This is a genomic window from Pseudanabaena sp. PCC 9330 (assembly GCF_055795045.1).
On the sequence record NZ_JAYFES010000047.1, the window covers coordinates 44147 to 66122 of the forward strand.

The 21976-nt window shown below is 49.1% G+C and carries 9 protein-coding genes; all 9 read right to left on the bottom strand.

Annotation, left to right across the window (positions count from 1 at the left end):
* Positions 1-32: 32 nt before the first annotated feature.
* The 9 genes from AC0QKW_RS01510 to AC0QKW_RS01550 all read right to left on the bottom strand — a co-directional run bounded on the left by AC0QKW_RS01510 (position 33) and on the right by AC0QKW_RS01550 (position 21765).
* Positions 33-5585: a DUF2786 domain-containing protein gene (locus AC0QKW_RS01510; protein ID WP_473149297.1), complete on the bottom strand. Its 5553-nt coding sequence runs from the start codon at positions 5583-5585 to the stop codon at positions 33-35.
* A complete protein-coding gene (locus AC0QKW_RS01515) occupies positions 5585-8059 on the bottom strand; it encodes a sacsin N-terminal ATP-binding-like domain-containing protein (RefSeq protein WP_473149298.1) in 2475 nt (824 codons plus the stop codon). The genes AC0QKW_RS01510 and AC0QKW_RS01515 overlap by 1 nt, the downstream gene beginning before the upstream one ends.
* A 28-nt stretch (positions 8060-8087) precedes the next feature.
* Positions 8088-10121, bottom strand: a complete 2034-nt coding sequence (locus AC0QKW_RS01520) for a 3'-5' exonuclease (RefSeq protein ID WP_473149299.1) — start codon at positions 10119-10121, stop codon at positions 8088-8090.
* Positions 10122-10132: 11 nt separating this feature from the next.
* Entirely contained in the window at positions 10133-12694 is a 2562-nt protein-coding gene (locus AC0QKW_RS01525) for a GmrSD restriction endonuclease domain-containing protein (RefSeq protein WP_473149300.1), read from the bottom strand.
* A complete protein-coding gene (locus tag AC0QKW_RS01530) occupies positions 12694-18243 on the bottom strand; it encodes a DEAD/DEAH box helicase (protein WP_473149301.1) in 5550 nt (1849 codons plus the stop codon). The genes AC0QKW_RS01525 and AC0QKW_RS01530 overlap by 1 nt, the downstream gene beginning before the upstream one ends.
* 193 nt (positions 18244-18436) lie before the next feature.
* The gene (locus tag AC0QKW_RS01535; RefSeq protein ID WP_473149302.1) at positions 18437-19711 is read right to left on the bottom strand and encodes a vWA domain-containing protein; all 1275 of its coding nucleotides are present in this window, start codon (positions 19709-19711) and stop codon (positions 18437-18439) included.
* Positions 19708-20370, bottom strand: a complete 663-nt coding sequence (locus AC0QKW_RS01540; protein ID WP_473149303.1) for a MerR family transcriptional regulator — start codon at positions 20368-20370, stop codon at positions 19708-19710. The genes AC0QKW_RS01535 and AC0QKW_RS01540 overlap by 4 nt, the downstream gene beginning before the upstream one ends.
* 211 nt (positions 20371-20581) lie before the next feature.
* Positions 20582-21046 carry a hypothetical protein gene (locus AC0QKW_RS01545; protein WP_473149304.1) on the bottom strand — a complete coding sequence of 155 codons (465 nt, stop codon included), beginning with the start codon at positions 21044-21046 and terminating at the stop codon, positions 20582-20584.
* Positions 21047-21345: 299 nt separating this feature from the next.
* A complete protein-coding gene (locus AC0QKW_RS01550) occupies positions 21346-21765 on the bottom strand; it encodes a hypothetical protein (RefSeq protein WP_473149305.1) in 420 nt (139 codons plus the stop codon).
* Positions 21766-21976: the final 211 nt, after the last annotated feature.

Genomic DNA, 21976 nt, shown 5'->3' on the forward strand with positions numbered 1-21976 from the left:
CATTTTCTGTATTTATAAATGCTTAAAGCTCATCAGAATATTCGATCATCATCTTGAACATTCAAGCCAACTAGGTTGAGATCTAGGTTTTCTGAAAATAATTCAAAAGGAATATCAAAGTGAGAATCTAAAATCATATTTTCCGAGATATCTAGGCAGTTAAACTTATTTTTTAAGAACTTAAAAATCTGCTTTGAGTGGTTATAGTCTGATTTTTGCAATCCATCACAGCCAAGCCAAGTTAGTGCTCTCCGGACATTTTCACGAGGCACAAAGCAGTGAGAGGATAAATACTTATTTCCTTTGAGGATTTCTAGTCGAACTAATTCTCTAACAATAAAATTGGCTCCGATACCAATTCTAAGGGGAGGTGCATCTACGCCTCCCCGTGATAAATGGCTTGCGACCCTTGGATTAGTTAATGACCTCAAATTGAAGGCTTTCTGCATTCGATCTGCGCTACAAAAAGACTCTCGATACTCATCAAGATATTTGGAGATCTGATAGATATTTGGGTACTTCTCGATCCAGGAATACCAAGTTGTGTTGTCTGTCAAAGAGTCTACATAGCTATTTAGAACCTCTATCCACTGATCGGGCTGGTTCTGTGGATCGGGGGAGGAGAAAACATCCCACCACCCTTGGTCGATACAAAAGCGTATAAAGTTTCGATGTTGTTCGTGGGTAGTGCGTCCCATCGTGTGGGTAGCTCCAATGAAAAATAGCATTAGCCACGCACTACGATCATCATCGATTAACCCATATTGCAACTCAGTAATATCGATAGGGTAAAGCCGCTCGTTATATCTTCTTATCTCAGTAAGGTAGTTTTCTTCCCACCAAGCATAAATATCTTTTAGCTGATTAGGTTCTGCTAGAGGGAGAGAGGGGGGAGTAATAGCTTCGAATGGAGAGTCTCCATTCGGAGAGACTTGATCCCAAGGAATTTCTCCTCTCAAAGCCTTATCTTCTAGACTTTGCCGTTCTTTCGTTTTTAGTAAACTCTGAACTCTAGGGTCACTTTCCATCCAGCATCCAGAAATAGAATCCCTAAGTAGGCTAGAGAAATCTAAATTCCTATCCCCACTGGAAAGATATTCTAAAACGCCTTGCTGCTGGCTTTCTGTGTTTGCTGCTCTTGCCCACCGAACTAGTTCATCAATCTCAATTGTTTCACGTCGTAAACGGCAAACACGGAAAAACTGAAGAGCTGTGTCTGTATAGTCAGGGTGTAAGATTCGATTTGGGGGAGCAAAAGCTACTAAACGCTTCTCTTCGAGATCTTCAGGCTGATGTAGAAGAAGAAGCGATGCGGCTAGGTAACCTCCTGACTGATTCGTAAATGAGGTGGACGAAGATTTGAGTACATCAAGAATTCTGCTGTGATCTGATCGATTGGAAATCTCCCAAGTGCTCAGGTTATCAGAATTAATTATCTGTCCAATGCGACTTGCTGTTACAACTCTAATATTCTGACCTCCCAACTCTTCTCTCAAGCAATCAGCCAGATCAAGATTTTCTACTTGAGGTATTTCATCAAAGTTCAAAAGCCTCTTAACGTCTCCCCAAACTTTGTAGCCAATCAATTGTTCGTCAGAATAGCAGTCTTGAAATTTTTCCCAAGAAGATACACACGCAAAAAGACTACTCTTACCTAATAAGCCTGTTACTTGACACTTTATATCCTGCAAAGCAACAAGCTGACCAGACAATCCATTTGGCAAGGCTTTACAAGTGCTAATTAAATGGCCAATTCCCTGAGATATCCCTGAGAAGCCATGATGAATTAGGCTGGTCGATATACTTTCACTAGATTTATTTAGCCAATCCGCAGCAAAAGCTTCCCATAAAAACTTCCAGAACTTATATCTGTCAGAAGTATCAATCGTTATTCCGTGAGGAGCCAGTAATTTTAAAAGTTTTTCCCGAGAGATTTCTGCCTCATGAGGTGAGACTGATTGATTGGCCATAGCTAACAATTTATCTACTTTTTTTCTATCCTCAACAGAAACTTTTTGAAGAGTCTGGGAAGAGAGTTCAATAGGAACAGCACCTTCAAAGCCTAAAAGACGCTTTAAGGAAGACCAGTTATCTCCTATAGAAAGTTGAAAAAGTTGGCATAGTTTTTCTCCAAACTGACGTCCTATTTCCTCTATCAAGACGCGATTATGAGAAGAGTTAGGATCCAGACGAGTTCTGCCAGTGGTAACATCAAAATTACCATTGACTATAAACCTCAAATCAGAATCTTCTTTGGTAGGAGTTGTCACCCAAAACGACGAGATGTCTTGCAGTGGGGAACTACTACTGTCTAAATCCTTTGAGAAAGTTATCGCAACAATTCCAGCAGGCAACCTAAAACACAAGAGCTTATGGCATTCCCATTGTCTCAATGCGTTCATAAGATAGACGTTACCGACTTCAATTTCAGGGATACTAAATATTGAAATAGGCGACCATGAGAGATTTCTAGAACCATGCACTGTAACCAGCTTGCATTTTCGAATGGCTTTTGCAAAGATCAGTAATAAATTTGCCTGGCGCTCAAACTCCAAAATAATTGAATCACTTTTGAAGTCCTCACCAAGGGGTAATGATATTAAGGTTCCATCTGTAAGATCTGGATTTGACTGTTCATTAACTAGTTCTTCTCTCAAGCTATCTAACAGCTTCAAGTCATTTATTGGCAGCGGTAGAATTCCACCGCAAACTCTGAAGCTTAGATCGCCGCTAATGATGGCTGGATTTTCTGTTGCAAGATGAACTGTCTTAAAGCCAAGTCCAAATTTCCCTGTCTCATCTTCTGGCTTATCAGAAATGTTGAAAGAGAGCATTTTAACTAAATCTTGATCAAATCCTCTCTCTCGTAAATCATGATTTGTATAATCAGAGTGTCTAAATTTATTAATGGTTCTTCCCCAATGCGCAAAAACTAGGTTCTGAGCATCATATTTCAATACAAAGTATTCATGTCCTGCCTCAACTTCATTTGAAAAATGTACTAGTTCTTTGACGGCATCATCAGCATTCTGAAATATTTCAAATGGTATATTAATTAAGTGATAGCCATACTGCCCTTCACCAATCTTTTTTCTAACAGCAGCAAGAATTTCAGCCTGATTTTCGTTTGATTGAATGAGGCTTTCTATCGTATCTGAGATATCTTGAATTTCTTGCAACAACCTCTCGAATTCCTTTGGGTTTTTATGACTTCTTCTACGCCAGTCACTTAAGGCAAACTCTTTATCATCCCACAAGCGTAACTGTTCTCGAATTTGAGGGTTTCTTATTCCTAGACTTCTCAAAAGATGCCGAGAGTTCTTGAGTATAAAATCTTTAGCTACATCAATCTCTATCTGCTGCGAATCATTCAGCCTCTTCCAGATATTTTCTATTAGACTTTCTTTATCACTATATCCATTCTCGTCCAAAGATTTGATTAGCTGCTTAAAAGAACGAAATAGCAAATTAGCTAATATATTTGAGTTTAAACTTTGAAGATCTAACTTTCTTAAGCTGATATTAGATTTAAGGCTGCCTACAAAAATAGTTTCTAGCTGAGTAGAGTTTGATATGGGGACATCAATGATAGCTCCTATGAGATTTCTAACCTGCTGACTTTTCTCCTGATTTATCTGAATTGTGAAGGATTTGGTTCGAGCCTGTCCCCAAACTAATTCATTGCGAAGAGTTTCAAAGGGCCGTCTTTGTAGGAAACTCTGTGCCAACATCTGAACACCTTTATCAGAACCTGCCAGTAGAGCAACAATTCCTCCAATAACCTGCGATGGAACATGGTTGAGCCAAGATGTAAAGTATTCCTCAAGCCTTTGGGCATTACTGCTAAGACTCTCCACAGCATCTTCTTCTGGTTCTACTTGAGTAACTTGGTCTAAATTCTGGATCGTGATGTGGCTTGAGGCTAAATCGTCAAAATATGAAGCTAAAATAATTCTCTGAGCTTCATTTAGAAGATAACTTGGATCAATACTGTGATTATCGCTTCCATCACACAGAAGCTTTGTAGTCCGCCACTCTGGTTTTCTGCTTTGGCTTAGTAGCTGAATTTCTGGCAAGATAGCAGAACAAAAGTCAGGTAGATTACACGCAATTGAAAGAAAGCTATTAAAAACTTGAATGGCTTCTTTTTTGGGATTGCCGTGATGTGTTGTTATCCAGTTCAGGATGGTTTTGACTTTAGTAGAACCTTCAATTCCTTTAACTTTTTTAATTAGGCTTGGAAAAATAAATACAGCAAAAGCATCTAAATCTTGAGCTAAAGCTAAGATTGACGTTTCTGGGCAGTTGACCAATACAGACACTACGTTTTCTAGCAAGTTTTGACTTTCTGGTAGATTGCCTAAATGGTGCCAAGGCTGGTCTGCGACTACTTCACCTAATATTTCATAAGCTAACTCACCAGATATCAGCCATTCTGAAATATATCTGGAGCTTAAGATATCTATGTCCGCACGAAGCATGTCGGGACTTACATAGTTCCTAGGATTGAAACCACTGAGTAACTCTGTTACTATTGCTGTTGCTTCTGGAAGATAAATAATTTGGTTAGGTGATCGCGATTGACCTTCGATATCTACTAGCCATGCAGTTTCTCTCAATGGCTGGATTAGGTTATTGCGAAGACCTTGATTTTTTTGCTCAAGTCTACCTAGTGCGCCTAGTATATCTAGAATAAAGCAAGCATAAATAGAAGGATCTTTAACTGAGTATCGTTGGTCTCTCCCTAACAAAAACTCTAAGATATTGTTTCCATACCAGGTCTCACATATATGTCTAAGTGTTTGGAGATGTGTAAGCTGGCTAGCTAGCATTGAGTAGGTGACATAGACACAATCTCCTTCACTTCGAAAAGCTTCCTCTAATCGAGGCATAAAGGAGTCTAGTTGAGGAGGGAGAAGGATAACGTTTTTAGGTGCAACTCTATCTCCTGTATTTAACTGAAGCCAAGTAACCTCCCTGAGGTGCTTAAGTAACTCGTTATCAGATTTCAGATCGTTGGCTTGCGGAATTAATTTAAGTAGCAGATCGTAATATTGCTCAGGTTGGGGCTGACTGAGGACTAGTAGGATTGCTGCTCTCGGTGTCCATAAAGGAATCCAGTCTAGGCGGCTAGTCTCAGAAATAATGCTAACTAAAGGGCTCAATCGAAGAGGGATCTCAAAATCTGGATTACTTCTATATGTGTCGGGAGTAATCGAAACGATTGCTCCATCATCTGCTGTATGAAATTCGAGGCTTCTCCAAAGGTCTTTGCCACCATAAATCGAGACCTGATTCAAGACTTCTTGTCTTTCTTCTAGCGTGAAATTCTGCCCATTCAAGAGGGAAGGATCTAAAGATGGGATAAGTTCTTGAGGAGATGTAGAACAAATTCCTAATATCTTCCATTTATCTTCAAGGATCTTTTTAGCTAGCTCTTGAGGAATAATACGCCAAGGCTCGAAAATATATCTAGCCACCTTACTCCAAACAGAATTACTCTCAGATGTAACAAGAAGCAATTCTGTGTTGTCAAAGTTTTCAGAAGAACCATGCAATAAAAAGCGTAGAGCCTGGGTATTCATCACAATAGCCTTTCTAGTAAGTCGGTACGATTTTCAGATGCAGATAGAGTGGGACACTGCTGTAAAACCTGAAAACATGCTGAATTATCACATTCTCTCAGCTGATCAAAAAGTCGTTTTGCTAATTCACGATCAACTAAGATCACATCTTTCTCTGCCAAAGTCTTTTGCAAGGCCTTAGCAATGTCTCTTCTGCTAGGTGTATCTCTAAAGGCAAAATAGCTTGAGCTATTAAGCTTGTTGAGACTATGAAAATTGTTTTCTCCAGTACGACAGTTATAAATAGGGATAAATTGAAACGTTTTAGTCTGTTCTCGAAAATCTGCTAAGTCTTGCGCTGCAACTGCTTGAATTATTTGATTGATAATTGAAATAACTAGTTCTTTTTCTCCGCCATATTCTATTAAGCTAGAGATCAACCATGCAGCGTTGCGTCCTGAGAGAGCTTGCTGCTCGTAAGAAGGGCTTAATTGCCTAGGTATTAATAGAACATTGTCTAGCATCTGGTTTAGATATTGAAATAGATCTACATCAAGACAGTCTAAGCAGAACCACCTTGACTGATCTAATTTACAAATAATTGAGGTGAGGGAAGTTCGTCTTTCCTCACCTAACTTCTGAGAGTCAATTTCTGTAAGCATCTTTTTGAGTTGTTTTTGTAAGCAGTCCTGGACATTGACAGAAAAATGCTTGCCTTTATTCTGAGTAGCAATGGTCTCTAGCCAATCTAACCAAAAATCTACTTCTTCTGGCTCATCAAAAATTTGGATGATATTGAGCGATTCTAGAATTCTAACGACTTCTTTATCACCCCATTCGTCAGGTTTGCCTGAAGATAAAAGATTCGGAGCACTATCTAAGACAAGACAGATGTCGGTAGGGAGACTATCTAGTTCTTTCCATATTTCCCAGTTGGGGATATTAGGCATTGCTAAGATACGTTGCTGGGAAGATACAAGTTCCCAATCACAACTTTCCCTATCGAGCCTATATACCCAGTAATACCGATCAAGGACTTTTTGGGAAATATTATCCTTGTCTAAAATATATTGCTTTAGTGCTTGGCAGAGAGAGCCTATGTTGACATTGTCTACAGTCCTAGACCTAAATAAATATGTCTCTTTAAGGGCATAGGTGAACTCTCCCAACATCAATTCATATAATCTTTTATTCCACTTCTTTTTTAGGGAATCATCGGAATTAATCTGTGTTTCGATATTTTCATGAAAGGTTGTTTTTGATTGTATAGGCTCATCTTCTATACAAAGTTTTTCTTTGTCCCATCCTAATACCCCAGTTCTAGCAAAATCTACGAAGAAATATCCGTGCAAAGTCAGGAAACAATTTAAGTTGGATGAAGTAATGAATTCTACATCTTCACCTGTTGGCAAAAACACGGCAGTTCTAAGTGTCAAGGTTCTGCTTTCATTCTGGTTTGAACCTAAATCTGGCCATGCAAAGATTATTGATGCATGAGGCTTGATAGATTTAAACTTTTTAGGAAAACAATCAACATTAACAATCTCATCAAGTATGGGATCGGAGAATAGGGACTCAATTCCAGAGAAAAGCATTCTTTTGTGATTATTCATGTCTCTGACATGAATCTCGCCTGAGATTTGTCGTAATTCATTTGGCCTGAGCATCCCAATAGACAAGCTTCTTCTTGCTTCACTTATACAGGTGATTTCAAATTCAGGCTTCTCTAGCTCTTGATCTTGGTTCCAGAATCTTACTCTTCCTATGTAGCTAAGTAACGGAAGTAATAGGGACAATTGATGCTGTGCTTCTTGACCATTCAGAAAGGCTGGAGGGAAATTTTTAAAAAAATCTACAGAGCCTTCTTTAATGAAGCCTAGTTCAATTCCATCTTCCAAGGATATCTCCTCGGGTTGGGTTCTATGACATCTTTGTCTTAGTGGTATCCAAATGAGTAGCCAACCGTCTCGACCTTCTTCTGTGTATTCTTCTAAATTCAAAATCTTTTGGATTGACTCTTGGAGCTTATTCCGATCACTCAGGCTCAAGTCGTTCCAATCAGGATGGTAGTGATCTTTATTGTTTTCTCCTGCCCATGGGTTGAAAATACTGTAGCCTGGATTGACTCCATATTTTTCCTTGTCAGCTACATAGAAGAAGGCTTCGCAAAGATGAAAAATGCTTTTCAAGCCAAGGCCAAACTTCCCGATTGACTCATTTTCATCTGGCTTGCTACTTCCACCTAGGATGTATTGGATTGCCTTTGCATTCTTCTCGGTGAACTCTCCATTGTCTAAAATAAATAGCGCTGGGGATCTGAGTAGAGGATGTTCGGCATTTTCAATACCTTTGACCCAGCCATAGTCAAAGCAGGTTGACTTTGCATCTTCTGCATTTTGAATCAACTCCTTAAGTATCGGAAATCCTAGCTTGTAGCTCTTTAGCAAATTCTCTCGTAGGTATTCGATGTCACCTAAAGGATGATGTTTAGCCATTTAAGTTCTCCTTATAAGAGCTAAAAAATTACTGTAAGAGTAAGAATCTACTTGCTGTCTTTTCCCACGTGACAAACAGCTCATCACGGGCTCGTGTCAGGCTCACATAGAGAAGCTGTCTCTCTCGTGCCAGCACATCCTTCTGTAGCTGAGCATCCTTCGTCCTCTCGACGATGTATCTCAGCGGCACCTGGTCATCCGACACATTCACCACAAACACCGCCTTAAACTCCAGCCCCTTGGCCCGGTGCATTGTCCCCAAATTCACCGCCGCCTCCCGACTCCCCCCCTTACGCAAGTTATGGCACTTCAATCCCGCCTGCTTCAGCGCCCCCTCCATTTCTGCGATCGCCTTATTGGTTCGGGCAAAAATCGCAATTTCCTCTGGAGCCAAGCCTTGCTGGGTAATCGTCTGAATTTGCCGAACCAAGAAATCTTGCTGCTCTTCCTGGCTATTGAACCCTTTCATCACCGGCTCAGGGCCGCTCAGCAGGCTGACCGTGCCCTTGCGGCTCTCCTGCCCCCCATCCATATCGTCACTCTGATAGCCCAGCATGGCATCAGCAAACTGCCGAATCTGCTCTGTAGTGCGGTAGTTAATGCGCAAGATGTGGGATCGGCCCCGCACATCTACACCTAGAGCTTTGAGGCTAAACGGTGTGCTATAAATCCGCTGCCCACCGTCACCCACTAGGGTCAAGGCATCGGCTCCATCGCCAGCTAAGGTAGCCAGCAGCATGATTTCCTGCGGTCGCAGATCTTGCAGCTCATCCACAATCACTGCATCAAAGGGGCTCTTCACCTGGCCAGAGGTCACGAGGTCTCTGGCCAGGCGGCAGATGGAGGGGTAGTCCAGACAGCCCCGTTCATTCAAAGTCTCAAACACCCGATGAAAGATTTGCCAAACCTGCTGTCGCCCCTTTACCGTCAGTGGAAAGCCCCGCCCCGCCCGGTTAGCGCTACGATACTCATCCCAAGAGGTAATGCCCTGGTCTTGAATGACGGTTTCCCACTCAGTTTTGAGCAAATCAGGATCTAGGGGACAAATGCCGGGATGGTAGTACTCGTCAATCAGCTTCCAAATGTCGTCGTTGACAGCAGGGTAGAGATCTGGATTAGCCTGCTTAGCAATGCCCAGCCCCTGGCTATGAACCGTCGTGACCGTGATGCGCGATCGCTCTTCCTCTGTACACAACAGCTCCAGGTTTCGCTGAATGTTCTCGCAGAGGGTTGAGACATAGCTGGTTAAAAAGACCCGCTTACCTTGCCGCGCTAGATGTCGGGCTCGGTGCATGGCCACCACCGTTTTGCCCGTCCCTGCCGAACCAGAAATTTTGACAGGGCCATTAAAGCTACTTGTCGCCAGCTTTTGTTGGGAAGGATGTAAAAAAGCTACCCAGGTAGCCAGGGGAGCCTCCAGCATCTTCATCAGGTCATCGTTGTTTTCCAGCACAAAGAACCGGCGCTGCGTATCTTGGCTGGCGGTAATGGGCTGGTTGGCGGCGATCGCCGCTGGTGGAGTAACAAACTCACCATCTGCCAGCTTTAGCAGGCGCTCACCCACATCCTCCGGCAGCTTGATCACTACCAGCCAAAGCTCGTCCATATTTTGAACTTTGCGGATAGTTGGCAGCCAACTAGGCGGCACGCCAAGACTTTCTAAATAGTCACTGTCATGGCCATCAAACAGGTGCGGAATCTCAGGTCCCGCAAAGGCCCCTTGGGTTACTACCGTATCGGGCGACTCAACAATTTGTAGGGCACCGGTTTTAGGGTGTCGCGCAATCTGCTTTGTCTCTGCCCATTTGTAAGCAGCATCATGCTGATCAGCATGGAGTACTGTCCAAACGTCGCCGTCTTTGTGAACGATGGCTCTCAGCCCCTGGGTAATTCGGCCTGACCATAGATTCTCGTTTTTAGTTCGGGTGACTCGCTCTAGGCTGAGGCTAGGATGGGCTGGGTTATCAATAAACTTGGCCAAAAACTGCCAAACCCGCCTGGCATCATTGGGGTCAAGCAGGGCAACAGCTGCTGGGAGGGATTGATCAATGAGTACGGGCATCAGAATCCTCCTCAGCTATGCAGCCGATAATGGGTAATATCCATGCGACCCAGGCCTTGCCTACGGTCTAGGCGAAACGCCTTTCCCTCCTGGTGAATGCGAATATGCCAATACATGCGGTCGTCTTTTTCAGTCGTCCAAAAGTCATCTAGCCAGGACGACACCTCTTGAAAGGGCAGCAAAATGGTTTGCTCTGGCCCACCACAGCCCAGAGCTAGGTAGCCATTAACGCAGTTTTCTAGGAACTCCTTCTGGGCTGGATGAAAGGCAAACCAGTAGGAGGGTATGCCCGTGTGGGTATGGGTCTTAGAGATGACGCAGACAACGGCTGTTACCCCATCGGCAGTCGCGTAGGTTGTGCGAGATTTGGATATCAGCGGCAGCCCTAGCTTTTGAGCGACCTGGTCGATACAATCTTGCCGAAAATCAACGGGGGGCTCTCTTTCAGCCTCCTCTGGTTCAGGCAGAGTCTCTTCTTGGGGTGCGATCGCCTGGGTAGGTGCCTGCAAAGTTGCCAAAATGCTAGCTAAACCAGCTTCGGGCTCATGGGGAGTAACCAAGACGGTGGTGGCACCGGTTCCTTCTAATACTGCTTTTACGGCTTCTACTGAGGCCAGTCGGCCATCGATCAGGTGAATGACTCTTTCATCTTTTATGACCTCAGCCAAATAGGAACCCACAACAGCTCCATGGGACTCGACATCTCCACCAGCTTCAATCGATAGGCCATCTAGCTTGGCCAAAGCCTGGAGGAAGGTATGCCACTCTGAGGCAAACAGGTCGTAATCTACTGAGCTGGTCTCTTCTCGCACAATGGGTTTACCCATCGCTTTGCCAATCCGATCTAGCAGAGCAGCTTCCCGAGCGCGGAAAAAGTGTTCAAAGTTATCATCCCTAAGGGCTGTGGCATCAATAAGGTGGCTGGTCAGGATGCCATCCATCTGTTCTGCTGGGATTTCAGCACTTTTTTCTAAGCTGGCGAGATACTTGCTGGGGGCCTTGTTGCTGATGCGGCGATTGGTGCCAGCCGATAGGGGAGTTTTGTTGATAATGCTGTCATAGCGTTTGACATCGAGCCCAGCCTTACGGCACCAGTCTTGGGGGAAAATATGGTGAATGTCGATTTTGTCGTCAAAGTAAACTTGGTCATTAATGGGAACACCAGAGCGAAAATCTGGGCCTCCATCTTGCATCAGCAAGGCATAGATGCCTTTGTAAGCCGCGCTGTTTCTAGTCCTTAAGCCGAGTAAGCGCCCAGGGCTGAAGTTGGCCACTGTCACAGTGTCAGGTTCCGCGCCCCCTGCGGCCCAAGCCAGCACCTCAGGTAGGTCTTTCGCAAAGCGACTTTCGATCGCGCTGCCGTAAAGCTCTCCAAACACTCCAGACCAGTACCAGCGAGTCAGCTTCTGTCGCACGCCGTGGTTAAGGGCATGATCACCTAGCAGCGTAAAGATAGCGGCTAGCGGAACGAGCTGGGTTTTGTAAGGAATATCGCGGGCGGTGAAGATTTTTTGCCCGTGCAGTAATTTAGCGGCCTCCTGAAATCCCCTGGTAACGGGGTCGGCCCAGGCTTTGTATTCATCCAGGGTGAGTTTGAGAATGTCTCGTCGCTTGCAGCTTACCCCTGGGGCCTTGTCTGGGGATGTGCCTCCTGCGATCGCGGTCTTTTGTCGCTCTAGAGAAGCCACCAGAGCAATTGACTGAAGAAAATCGGTACTCTCAATGGTTTCTAGAAGACGAAACTGGGTCAGCTGGGTTTTGCGATCGGCCCAGTCTTGGCGCAGCAAATAGTCTTCAGCGGCAAAGGTTGCCGTCAAAAGCTCAAACACGGTCAGCGACACACCGCCAGTATTTACCTTCTCAAATACTTGGCAAACGGCTTCCTTCGGTGTTTCCTTGCCTAGGGAAATGACTGGAATCTGGTACTTGTCGAAGCGTTTGATGATTTCTTTTTCAAACTGGCTGAATAGCTTAATCTTGTCTTTGTCGTAGTCCCAATGGGCTTGGTGCCCTTCGCGCCAGCTTGAACAATCAAATACTTGGCCAATCGGAAACAGGCCTCGCTCATATTCCTTTGCCGGTGTGGAGTAGTCTTCAGTGACTTCTCCTCGGAAATTTTTGAGTTGTCGGTTCTCTGGCAAGCTTATGATGGCATCTTCCCGTTCAACATTGGGGTTGAGGGCCGCTTCAATGTCAATGTAGTACCAGCGATGAATGGAGCGTCCTCGCAGATCTCGCGTGAGGACAGGTTGCTCTGAATTAAGCGCCTGAAATAAAGAGGTGAGGCGCTGTTGACCATCCAAAATTAGGCGATCGGCTTGAACTGGGGACGCTATCTGTACCCCCTCAACGGGGCGAGCTTTGAACTTAACCTCCTCATTGCCTGTCTGGAGCATCATCACGGCCCCGATGGGGTAAGCCAAGGAGAGGCTAGCCAACAGACTGCGCACATGCTCGTCATCCCAAACCCAACCACGCTGAAAGTCAGGAAGCTGAATCTCTCCTTTGCGAATGCTTCTGAGGAGATCCAGAAGCCCCTCTTTCGTACTGTCAAACGTGGTCATTGCAGTCATTACGATTTCTCTTCTAACAGCGTCTTTAGGGTTTGCATTAAGTTTGGCAGGTTAGGCGTGATGGGTAAAACCAATTGACCTTGAGCGTTGAGGAGTGTTGCTATGGCCGTTGCCTCAGGTTGTTCAGGGTCAATCAGGTGAACCGTCTGACCGGTACATGACACTTGGGCCAGATAATCCCCAATTACACGACTGCCGTCGAACACATCCCCGCCTGGCTCGACTTGCCAGTCATGGTTCTGGCAAAGCTGTTCTATCAGTGGATGCCACTGTGGATCAAATAGCTCTAGATCAACGTGCCCACATCCTGGGATAAATCCATTGTTTTCTCCGGGCTGTGGATGGGCAAAGCCTTCCCCAAAGATGCCGGGGTACTGCTTTAGAATGGCTGCCCAGTCATCCCGGTAACCGAACCTGAGCACGGTGTAGCCAAAATCTTCTAGACAGTCGGCTTGGCCTTGGTCTCGCTGGTGGCGATCGGGAAAATCGTGATGGGGGCCATCCACGTAGATCACGGTAGCCTGGTCGGTGTAGGCAAAGTCAGGGCGAGTACCGCAGTCAGCAATCCTCACTTGGGCGGTGGTAGGCAGGCGATAGCCGTGGTCATACAGATGCCGAACCCAGTCTCGCTCCAGCTCTGAATCTGCTTTGTTCAATAGGTGATCTAAATGCTCCGTGCGGGGTTTGGGGGAGGGTGACGCCAACACCTCAGCCCCAGTCAGCTGCATCAAGATAGCCCGAATCGCCTGGCGATCTAGCAGGGCATGATCCCGCTGATTGCTGTAGTTCATGAGGCAGTCGTAGCAGGCTGCTTCGCAGTTTTCCTCTGACTGAGGCCCATGGCCCAGGTCTTCACCCGTCTCTGGATCAAAGTGACACACCTCCAGCGCCGCTTTCGCAACTGTCGCTAGGGCCGTAGGGTCATTCAGCAGCCGCTTGAGTACCCCGGCACCGCCCTCGGCAGACTCATAAAACAAAATCAATCGGCGATCATCTCGATGGGGTAGCGGCTCGGCAGCGAGTTCATTGTCTTCCAGTTGGTAGGTCACCTGAATCGCCTGCTTAAGCGCCGATTGCAGGGACGCCATTTGCTCAGGTCTGAGCGCGCGCTTGGGCTCAAATAGCAGGCTGTTGCGGCTGTCTTGAACGTAGGGAATCACCCGCGCTGTGCGAGACGATAGTGGATCGGCCACATCTTCTTCCTCGGTGACTTGTTCATTTTTGGCCCAGTAGCCCCGCTCGATATCGAGCACGAAGCCGAGCTGCTCTTTATTTTTGCGGCGAGCCCAGCCCAGGTTGATGCGCCACAGCTCTGCATTTTGCGCATAGGTGAGCTGAGCCAGCTTCTGATCGTCTCGTTGCACTAGAGCCACCTGGTAAGACGGATGGCCCTCTCGCTCTGGGAAGCGAACCCCAGTGCAGAGGTCGTATCCTAGCCTGAGGCGTTCTTCTTCGTCGGAGTTGATTTTGTCGCGGCGTTTTGTGGTGACGTTTTGCAATCGGAAGAGCGATCGCAGCGAACTATCCAGGTCGGCATCACAGCGTTCGCACTTATCGAGCCCTACTCCATCGCTAATAGGGTGCAGGTAGCCACAGCTAGGGCACTGCTTCACCTCTCCAAGGGACAAGGTGCCCTCTTCCCCCTCCACAGGCAAAATCACCCGGTTAATCAGATACTTTGAGCCTTCGTGATACACCACCGAGCGGGGGCCAAATTCAGAGATAGCCAGGAAGCGGGGCCGAGATAGATACTCTTCTCGACCTTGGCGCATCCGTCTCGCTGGCACGTAGGCCGATAGGGGCAGCCGAGGAAAATTGTAGCCGGGTAAGAACCCTTCGCTAGCGAAGTATCGATAGCTATAGAAGTCTGACTGGGAAAGATTACTTGAAACCGTTAGCAGTTCTAGCTGGGCTTCGGCTTCTCGCCGCAGTCGCTTGGCCTGGTCTTTGTCCCTAGCCGGACGAGACGCATCTTGAATGATGCGGTTTTGGACGTTGAACTGGGCCAGGGCCGCTCGATAGAGGTCGCGCCAGCGCTGGCAGGTATTTTCAAACCGCTGCTCAATCTGAGTAAAGACGTTGTCGAGCCAGGTGTCGTTAAACAAACTAGAGTCGTCTAGTTCTTCCTGGAGGGTGGCTAGAATTGCTCGGGCGCGGCGTTTGGCCCGCTGTTTTGCCGCAGCGTCATTGAGAGATGCTCTTACATGATCTTGTAAATCGAGGCTGGGGGCACCGCTCTCCAGGTCTAGCCGCAGGACTTCCTTCAGCGATGACCCCAGATCTAGGCCAGCTTCGGCTAGCCAAGCGGCATGGAGGTGCGATCGTACCAAATCTTCATTGCTCAGATCCAGCCGAGGTGGGGTGACCGAGCCGCGCACCATTTTGTCTGGACGCTTAAAGAAGTATTGGTCGTGGGAACTGCCCGTGGAGCAATAGGCAAACACCAGAGCAGGTTGGCCGCTGCGCCCGGCCCGACCACTGCGCTGGGCGTAATTCGCAGGCGTCGGAGGAATATTTCTCAGGTTGACCACATTCAGGTCAGCGATATCAACGCCCAGCTCCATGGTGGGAGAGCAATAGAGCAGGGGCAGATCGCCACGGCGAAACGCGATTTCTCTTGCTTCCCGCTGGTCTGAGGGTACCTGAGCCGTATGTTCTCGCGCTTCGAGCCCTTGAGTCGTCGCCGCAATTTTTTGATAAAACTCGACAAAAAACTGATTGGTGCGGCTACCACCTTCCGGGAGTTGGGGCACGCGGGTAGGGTCGTGGAAGGGGGTTTGGCCGTCCCCGACCTGCCATTGCAACGCTGAAGCGACCAGTTGATAGCCAGGAACATCGCCCTCTTTTTTAGCAGGCACCATTTCTTCGACAATGCCCGCTACTTTAAGTGCCCGCAGCACCCCTTGAATAATCGGGTCAGTATCCTCTAGTCTGAGCTGCTCTCCAAAGTTATCAAAGGTGTTTCGCCGTCGTAGATATTGGCCATATCCACTGCGAGCCGATAGAAAAACATTGCCACCATAGTCCTCCTCTTTTTTGAAGGAACGGGGGAAAAGGGTGGTGGCGTAGACCAATGTTTCATTTTCATCCAGTGCCCACGGATCCTTCAGGCGCTGGGAACTGCGCTGCTGAATCCGCTCTTGATAGCGGATATCGAGATAGTCCACTTTAATTGCCAACTCCCGCCGCATCAGGTCGAGCAGCACCTTGGCTACCTTTTGGCGGGTTGTCGGGGAAGCTGTTACCAAGGCAGGATGGCAGTCTTGCCAGACATCTTCATCCTGGCAGACATCCTCCAAAGACAAATATTGGATTTCCAGCAGGCCACACTGCTCTAAGTTGGGCGAAGTAATTCGCCAGCCTCGGCGGAGATCTAGGTAAAGGCGATAGCCCAGCACATCTCGAAGCGCCTGCTGGGTATCTTTGAGCGCTTGATACTTGACCGCCGGATCGCTAGCGTAGAGATCTGGAGGCAGGTTGAGGGCGTCAAACACACGCTGGGGCAGTTCATCATGGCGTAGACCGGCTGTAGACGCTTGTTCGACTGCCCTGTAGAGCGCTGCCCGGAGCAAGCCAACCTCAATAAAATCATTGAAATGCCCAGCCTGTAGGGAGGCATCTTGGCGATTATCGGTAAAGCTCAGCAGCTTTTTTGCCGTTTCCGGCAGGCTCGACCCCTTGAGTTTTAACAGAGCCCCCAAGCTGAGAATGGTGGTCGCCGTACTGCGCCCTTCTGAGCCCAATGAAGCCAGCTTGGCAAAGTCAGATCGCTGGCGGCCACCATAGGAAACCCCACAGGTGAGGCAAAAGCGAAACGGAGTTGGCAAGAAATGTCCGTGTAAATCATCTTCCCCAACCAACCCGTCTGGCTTGAACCCAATGGCCTGAGGCAAGTGCTTTTTGCGAGACTGCTTTACCCTCGGCCCTCGGGTCGGATGCTCCTCAATCCAGTCTTCTGGCAGCTTTGCCAGCATGACCTCCGGATCGGTAGGCCATGGGTCTTGGGTATTGATATACAGGAAGCCGGACTCGCTGGCGTTATCATTCTGCGTATCGGACAGCTCCCTGGGTTCTAGCTTTTGCTGATCGGCCTGAAAGTCATGGCTGCGGCGCACCGAGTAGTACTCCTGGCCACATTCCCGACAAAATACCAAGGGCAAGAGAATACGGCTGCGATCGCCGGGCACAAACTGTTGGGCTTGAAGCGTAATGTGGCGATCATCTTCTTTGCCTAAAGAGGCGTAGACCGTGTCGCCCTTGCTGATGAACTGATGCAGCCGAAAAGCAAAGGGGGCAATGCCTGTCTCAGGATTTTTGACCTCGTGCCCCACCAGCAACCCTTGTTTAATGGCCTCGACACATTTTCCCCTTTGTTCCTGGGGTAAACCAATCAACGTTCGTAAAGACTCAGCGGCCCCTTTGTCACCCAAGAGACTTTGAGGCTTGGCTCGAACCAAACGCCCCGTCTCTGCTTCAGGTTCTACACCAAAGGTACTCTCAATCCAGATGGAAAGCGGATCCTGAATGAATGACCTGTACTCATCAGATGGATCGTTGTCCGGCTCCGTAATTCTAGCCCGCAAGCTTTCAACAAAGGCCGGGTCTTGGAAGTCACAATCTGGGGTTGCCCGCTTTAAAGTCTCACCGATGATATGGTCTGGGTTGACCGTGGCCCCAAAAAGCTGGGTGGCGACTCGGGCCACTTCAGACCGCTGCTCAGCGTAGCTACCGCCACTGGCTAGGGTGGCAGATGTACCCACACATTGCAGACTCTCTGCGGCCATGCGATCGCGTACCCGTCTCACCAGTAGGGCCACATCGGCCCCTTGTCGCCCACGATAGGTATGCAGCTCATCCAGAACCAGAAATTGAAGCCCGTGGGCTGCCTCAATCAGCTTCCTTTCCCTAGGACGCGTGAGCAACAGCTCCAGCATGACGTAATTGGTCAGCAGAATATCTGGCGGATTCTCCAGAATTTCATCTCGCTCCTCTCCTTTCTCTTGGCCGGTATAGCGTCTGAAGGTAACCGGCGACTCACCTTCGGGATAGCCCTCTTGCAAGAACTTTCTCAGTTCCCCAGCCTGACTGTTTGCCAGAGCATTCATGGGGTAAACCACAATCGCCTGTATGCCTTTACCAGAGCCCCGCTTCAAGACATGGTTAACAATCGGGATGATGTAAGAAAGACTTTTCCCAGACCCTGTGCCGGTGGTTAACACGTAGTTGTGGCCTGCCACAGCCGTTAGCACGGCATCAAGCTGGTGCTTGTGGAGCCTCAGCGGGCGTCCTGCCGGGTCGGCCTGAGACTTCTTGACCCGAAAAATACGTGAGCACTCTTCATGGAGAGTACTTTGGCCTACCAGATTATCAATTAGATCCCCTGGCTCAAAGGATGGATTGAGCTGGATCAATGGCTCTGGCCAAAGCACCCCTGCCTTAATCTTCTCCTCAACGTGGTGCCGGATGTGCTCATCGCGGATCTGGATGAAGCTGGTGACGTACTTGCTATAGTCGTCAATCAGACCATCGCGGAAGTCAAAGATATTCATAGAATAGGGGCGTGTCAGCTGAAGGCAGATCCTCTCCCTGCCTTCAAAGAGAGTCTTAATACCTAATTCTTCCCAAGCTATCCGAGAAAACCCCTAAGTTTTGCGGAAACTTAAGCTGGTCTTCACGTTCTGGCATATCAACGGCGGGTGCTGCGGATGACTGAAAAGTAGTCATCCGCAGCATGCCAACCGCCTATTTAGAATCCATCGAGCGCCGGGGCTTGGATTTGCCCGTGCGTGACAGGTTAAAGGATTGCGAAAATGCCTTCTTACGGGCGCTGCTCACATTGCCACTCTGGTAATCAATTTCCAACTCTTCTAGGACGGCTTGCTCTTCTTGCAACGCCGCACTAGGTGGCATAGCCGCCATCGACATCCGGGCATTGGTTAAAGACATACTAGCGGCGGCATAGTCGCCTCGGTCTGAGTACATCACTGCCTCACGGCGGGCACGAGCTGCCATCAGCAAAGCCACCTGCTCTTGCACCGCTGGGTTGGCAGGGAAATCACTGAACTGTTCGGGGCTCACCAGAGGCAGCTCCAGCCCGGCCCGCAGCATTTGCCGACCGGGCTGGTCGCGATCATCCCAGGCCAGGCGCACCTGCATCAGTTCGCCGCTCTGGCTCAGGGCGGGCACCTGCAAGCGCACCACAACTTGAATCGGCGACCCCACCATCAGGTTGGGCAGTTTGTAGCGCCGAGTGTCGGTCTGCTCAAAGTCATTCAGTACGTCCATGACCGTGACGCCGTTGTTCGGCTTAACGCCTAAGCTGACGCGCTGGCCCAGAGTAGCCGCTAGACCCGACAGCTCGGTTTCAAAGATCGTCGGTAGCTGGTCGGCAGACTCGATGTGGAAAAAGTTGCCATCACCGCTGCGGGCCATCGCCGCCAGCAAGTCCTCGCTGTAGTCGTCGCCAATGCCCAGGGTGGTGGTGCTGACGCCGCGCTGGGCCAGGCCGTGGACATCGCTGGCGATCGCATCCGGTCTGGTTTCTCCCACATTGGCCAACCCGTCGGAGAGCACAATCACCCGGTTGAGTTGGGCAGGGTTGAGGTACTGGCTCACCTGCACTCCACCCTCGACCCACCCGGCATGGAGGGCTGTGGAACCCCGCGAATGGACGTGGCTAAGCTTCTCTAGCAGGGTATTTTTATCGGTGGCCAGGGTGCTGGGCACCAGGGTCTCGACGCGGTCATCGAAGAGGACGACACTGATGCGATCGCAGGGCAGCAAATTCTCCACCGCAAAGCGGGCTGCCTCGCGGGCGTAGTGCATCTTTTGCCCCTGCATGGAGCCAGAGCGATCAATCGCCAGGCTGAGGTTGAGCGGCACGCGATCGGCCTTGAGGGTGACGGCTGGGGGCGTGATCCGCACCAGCACATCGAGGGTCATGGGCTGCTGGGTGACGATCGCCCCGTGGAGCGGCATCAGTTCGACGGTGGGGAGAGCGGGTTTAGGTTGGGTCATGGTGGCCTCTGGGTGGATTTAAGGTGGGCGAGATGGTCGGCGATGAGCTGGAGCAGGCTGTCCCGCTCGTGGGCGGTAGCGGGTGTCACAAAGTCTTGGCGGACGTGAAGCTCTAGACCGTCGAGAACTTCTAGACGAGTCCAGGCTTGGGGTGGGGTGGAGGGGGCTGGGGCAGGCAGACTAGACGCCGCTGGAGGAGCCTGCATCGCTGGAGTGGCAGAACGCTGGGGCGAACGGTCTGGTGGAGAGGATTCCCTGTGATCGCGAATTTGAGACAAAAACGCCAGCGCCGGATTCGCCGCCTCCACCGTCAGCTGCACGCCGCCTTGCAGAATATCTTCTAGCGCTGTGTCAGCCTGGCCGCCAATCAGGCCGCCGATGGAGCTGGCGCTGTAGCCCTCCGCCAGCAGGCGGCGCAGCACCAGCAATTGCAGTAGATGCCGGTAGGTGTACCGAGCTTCGCGCCCCTGCTTGAGGGGCTTATCTAACCATCCCTGAGTGGTGTAGTAGCGCACCAGCCGAGGGTTCACTGGCTCTTGCCCACGATTTCCAGAACTCTGGTCGGGCAAAAACTGGGGTAGCAGGTCGTTGGTCACCTCAACGAAGCGATCTAAGACCATCTCGGGCTGCTGCTGGGCAATCTGTTGCAACATACTCATAGGCCCATAATAGTCACTTGCAAATTAAACTGTCAATGACGTATTTTGCTGTCACTATGTTTGACTAGCTATGCCATCTCCCGTCGATCTTCCGGGCTGATGGATTTTTTGCTCAAACGACAAGTTGAGCTCACGCAAATCTCGAGGTGAGGAAGAGACGCCCCGCTGCTGCCTTAACTCTTAGGATCGGTATCTGGCTACTACAAGCCGATCAATCATCTGATTGAAGCAGTTCGATATGGCACTCATAGCCATCTCCGAGCGCCCTGCGCCAGCATTGCAGTACCCCCTCTGAGTCGTCTGTAAATTTCACGATTAGCAATTCAGTAATAGCCCGGCGTTCAGAAACGGTGCCCTGGGGAGGCGACCCATTCGCTAGCCTCAGCACCTCTTTGACTCGCGCCAATGTCCCCCACCCACACTGGGGCGCAGGCGAAAAGCTCTCCCAAACCTCGGAAATCAGCGATACTGCGTCTGCTGATAGGGTTTCTGGGCAAAGCGATTCCGGCAACCCAATCGCCGTTGTCAGCTGCTCATCTGACCACCAGGCCCACCACTCTTCCCGGTGCAGCAGATGTACATCTCCAGCCTGCCGAATCGCTGACCAGGGCGTCTGATCTAGCGCAGCCAGACGAAGCGCCTCAGCCCTGGTCACCGCCACATAGCGGCGCGTCATAAATCGAGCCATGATGCCCCTACCCCGCTACTGCCACACTCAGAACAATGGCAACGAGATCGGGAACGCTTCCCAATACCTTGCCCCCAAAGCGTCTAGTCAAGAACCTCTTCATTCCAGCCCAGTGATCCTGAAAACAACGATGGCCGGGTGATGTGAATTGCGCCTGTCTGGGGGCAAACAGAGCAACACACTACTACCCAGAAAAATGAGTAGTAAATATCACCAATACATCATCTGTACGGAGTCACCGCGCTAAATCCGGAAGAAAATCAAAAACTGTGGTGAGGTTTACAAAATCAACTCTGACGGCCTTCAATATCTGATTCCATCAGCGATACCGCTCGCTCATAAATCCGCAAACCCAGCAGCACCAGTCGCACCAGCATTTGATCAGGATTGCGCTGACTCGCCTCCGCCAACTCCACAATCCGTTCTGTCGGAATGTGTTCGTTGAACAGAATTAGGTTAGCTTCAAGTTCGTTAATTAATGGGCGACGGTGCTTTTGGGCACTCTCTCGCAGAGTTTGTCCTACGTCACTCGTGAGCAGAAGTTCCAAGATTTCGGCCAGAAAGGGCGATCGCTTTCGATTCCCTTCCACCGCACATTGTGCCTCAAGGGCCTCCAGCAGTTCCGCCGTCATGTAAAACGTAGGACGACATCCTACATCTGAGGAGTCTGAGGGCGATTTGTCTTGGGGCACAGAGGACTTGACCATAGGAGTGACACAAATGAGACCAACTGCCGCTATCCTAGCCTCCCCATTTAATGAGCGAAACGTCGGGGTGTCACAGCTTTACAGAAGCCTGAGGTTGACAGGTATAAGCGTTCCTCCGCTTCACATCACCTTGACTCAGGAAACCTCGCACTCTACCTGGTCGCTATCGCTAAGGTTGACGTAGCCTCGTTGCACCTCAGCCTACACACTC